Source organism: Mesobacillus sp., assembly GCF_049588175.1.
Classification (GTDB): Bacteria; Bacillota; Bacilli; order Bacillales; family Cytobacillaceae; genus Mesobacillus.
Map to the genome: position 1 here is coordinate 1 of NZ_JBAVFI010000542.1, position 3,823 is coordinate 3,823.

3 protein-coding genes are annotated in these 3,823 nt (G+C 45.0%); all 3 read left to right on the forward strand.

Annotated elements, in window-relative coordinates:
• The first annotated feature begins 114 nt into the window (after window positions 1–114).
• Window positions 115–1,647 (forward strand): histidine ammonia-lyase, encoded by a 1,533-nt coding sequence (hutH, locus tag WB217_RS13320; RefSeq protein WP_423993700.1) that lies wholly within the window; start codon window positions 115–117, stop codon window positions 1,645–1,647.
• 53 nt (window positions 1,648–1,700) lie between these two features.
• Complete coding sequence (gene hutU / locus WB217_RS13325; protein ID WP_423993701.1) at window positions 1,701–3,362, forward strand: urocanate hydratase; 1,662 nt, start codon at window positions 1,701–1,703, stop codon at window positions 3,360–3,362.
• A 143-nt stretch (window positions 3,363–3,505) separates the two neighbouring features.
• Window positions 3,506–3,823: amidohydrolase family protein (locus tag WB217_RS13330; protein WP_423993702.1), on the forward strand; the 318-nt coding region annotated here is incomplete at its 3' end.

Consider the following 3,823-nt stretch of genomic DNA (forward strand, 5'->3'; position numbering starts at 1 on the left):
ATCATATATAGTTGTACATTGCCTATAGTACACAAGTCAGTAGGAGGCGATGATGGTTTAAGTATGCCATTGTCGTCTCCTTTTTATTTTATTCATTTAATGGGGGTAGCGTAAATGGTGGTTTTAACAGGGTCAACCTTAACATTGGATCAAATTAAAAAGGTTTGCTACCAGGAAGAAGTTGTCACAACCAGCCCTGAAAGTATGAGAAGGGTTGAAGAAAGCAGGGCTGCGGTCGACAAAATTGTAGCCGAAAAACGTACAATCTATGGAATTAATACAGGTTTTGGGAAATTCAGTGACGTCATCATTGAGGAACATGATGTAAATGCCCTGCAGTTAAACTTGATCAGGTCGCATGCCTGCGGAGTGGGTGAGCCATTCCCAGAGGTCGTTTCGAGAGCAATGGTTTTACTACGACTAAATGCGCTTATCAAAGGATTTTCCGGGATTAGACCAGTGATCGTTGAGCGACTGACAGAACTTCTAAACCTTAAGATTCATCCTGTCGTTCCCCAGCAAGGATCACTGGGTGCTTCCGGAGACCTCGCCCCATTATCGCATCTCGCGCTAGTCCTGGTTGGGGAAGGGAAGGTCTTTTACCAGGGAGAAGTAAGGAAGACAGGGGAAGTATACAAACAGGAAGGCCTTGAGCCAATCGTTTTACAGGCTAAAGAAGGTTTGGCTTTGATAAATGGAACACAGGCGATGACAGCAATGGGTGTGGTCAACTGGATCGAGGCAAATGATATTGCGTACCAGTCTGAATGGATTTCAGCTCTTACTATGGAAGGGCTTGAGGGTGTTATAGATGCATTTCATCCTGCCATCCATGAGGCGCGAGGCTACAAACAGCAGATAGACGTTGCTGAGCGAATGAGAGGCCTGCTGTCAGGCAGTAAGCTTATAACAAGGCAAGGGGAAAAAAGGGTTCAGGACGCGTACTCATTAAGATGTATTCCACAGGTACATGGTGCTTCCTGGCAGGCGCTTGATTATGTAAAAGAAAAACTGGAGATTGAGATGAACGCAGCGACTGATAATCCATTGATTTTTGATGGAGGCGAAACAGTCATATCTGGCGGTAATTTCCATGGCCAGCCGATCGCCATTGCAATGGATTTTATGAAAATTGCTGTAGCGGAATTTGCGAGCATTTCTGAGCGCAGGATTGAACGGCTTGTAAATCCCCAGTTAAACGATTTGCCGCCGTTTTTAAGTCCGCAGCCAGGGCTGCAATCTGGAGCCATGATCATGCAATACAGCGCGGCATCGTTAGTGTCGGAAAACAAGACGCTTGCTCATCCTGCAAGTGTAGATTCAATCCCTTCCTCTGCAAACCAGGAAGACCATGTAAGCATGGGGACGATCGCAGCACGCCATGCCCATAATATTATTCAAAATGTTAGGCGTGTACTGGCGATTGAATGCATCTGTGCCCTTCAGGCTGTTCAGTACCGAGGAGTCGATAAAATGTCTCCTCAAACAAGGGCATTCTATGAGGATGCCAGAAAAATTGTCCCTTCTATTACGGAGGATCGTATATTCTCAGAGGACATTGAGAGGCTTGCTGTCTGGCTAAAAAAAAATAATAGGCAATGGACAGCTATAACAAAGGACGAAGGGAATCTGGTTCACGAAGGATAAAAGCTATAATTCTATAATTCTATATTTCATAAATAAAAGAAGGAGTGGAAAACATGGCAATCGAAGCTAAAAGAAATATCAGAGCAAAAAAGGGTCTTGAGCTTGAATGTAAGGGTTGGGAACAAGAAGCAGCATTAAGGATGTTATATAACAATTTAGATCCGGAGGTTGCTGAAAACCCTGAAGCTCTAGTCGTTTATGGGGGGATTGGTAAAGCAGCAAGAAACTGGGAAGCTTTTGATGCAATTGTTGATACACTTCGCAGACTAGAAAACGACGAAACGATGCTGATCCAATCAGGGAAGCCTGTTGCGGTTTTTAAAACACATAGAGCTGCACCAAGAGTGTTATTATCCAATTCTGTTTTGGTGCCAAAGTGGGCAAACTGGGAGCATTTCCATGAACTTGATCAAAAGGGATTGATGATGTATGGCCAAATGACAGCTGGCAGCTGGATCTATATAGGTTCACAGGGAATCCTGCAAGGGACTTACGAAACATTTGCAGAGGTCGGAAGGCAGCATTTTGGAGGTTCATTAAAGAACACGATTACATTAACAGCAGGCTTAGGAGGTATGGGTGGCGCTCAGCCATTAGCAGTGACAATGAATGGTGGCGTTTGTATCGCAGTCGAAATTGATCCTGCGAGAATCCAAAAGCGTATTGATACTCGTTACTGTGATCGGATGACTTATTCGATTGATGAAGCAATGGAGTGGGCAACGGATGCCAAGCATAAAGGGGAAGCACTGTCGATCGGACTCGTAGGGAATGCTGCTGAGCTGCATCTTGAATTGCTTCAGAGAAACTTTAAGGTTGATATTGTGACAGACCAGACTTCTGCACATGACCCTTTAAATGGGTATATTCCTGTTGGCCTATCATTGGAGGAAGCAGCAAAACTTCGCAAGGAAGATCCTAAGGAATATGTAAAGCAATCATCCTTCTCAATGACTAAGCATGTTGCGGCTATGCTTGAATTCCAGCGCAGGGGAGTGGTCACGTTCGACTATGGCAACAATATTCGGCAGGTGGCCAAGGATAATGGCGAGGAGCACGCCTTTGATTTCCCAGGTTTTGTACCTGCCTATATCCGTCCTCTTTTCTGTGAAGGTAAAGGACCTTTCCGATGGGCTGCTCTATCTGGAGACCCTGCGGACATTCACCGTACAGATGAGCTGATTAAAGAGCTTTTCCCAGAAAATGAGCCGCTTCAGCGCTGGATTGACATGGCTCAGGAAAAAGTCGAGTTCCAGGGATTACCTGCCCGCATATGCTGGCTTGGTTACGGAGAACGTATGAAAATGGGTCTCGCAATCAATGAATTAGTACGCAATGGAGAATTAAAGGCACCGATTGTCATCGGCCGCGATCATTTGGATAGCGGTTCAGTTTCCTCTCCGAATCGTGAAACTGAAGCAATGAAGGATGGCAGCGACGCCGTTGGTGACTGGGCAATTCTGAACGCGCTTGTAAACGTAGCGGCTGGAGGTTCGTGGATTTCTGTCCATCATGGTGGTGGTGTCGGAATGGGATATTCATTGCATGCCGGTATGGTTGTAGTGGCAGATGGAACCGACCTTGCTGAGGAACGCTTAAGAAGAGTTTTAACAACAGATCCAGGCATGGGGGTAGTCCGCCATGCAGACGCTGGTTATGAACAAGCAATCGAAACAGCAAAGGAAAAAGGTGTAGATATCCCAATGCTTCCTTAAATTTCAGATATCAAGTTGAGATAATTGTATTTCATCTTGATTTGACACCGAACCACATTCGAAAAAAGAAAGGGTGAGAAGTATTGGAATTCGATTTACTTGTACACAACATAGGACAGCTAATTTTACCGAAAGGCTCTGATATGCCATTGAAGGGCCTGGAAATGAAGAAGCTTAATATAATGGAAAACGCGGCATTAGGAATAAAGGATGGGAGAGTCGCTTGGGCAGGACTTGATGTTGAAGCTGCTGGCATGAAGGCAAAAGAGAAGATCGATGCAAAAGGTAAGGTTGTTTCCCCGGGTCTTGTTGATCCGCATACTCATCTAGTTTTTGGAGGTTCCCGAGAGCACGAACTTTCAATGAAGCAGGAAGGTATTCCGTATTTAGAAATTCTCGCTCAAGGGGGAGGGATTCTTTCAACAGTAAACTCAACCAAAAATGCTTCTGAAGAAGAGCTT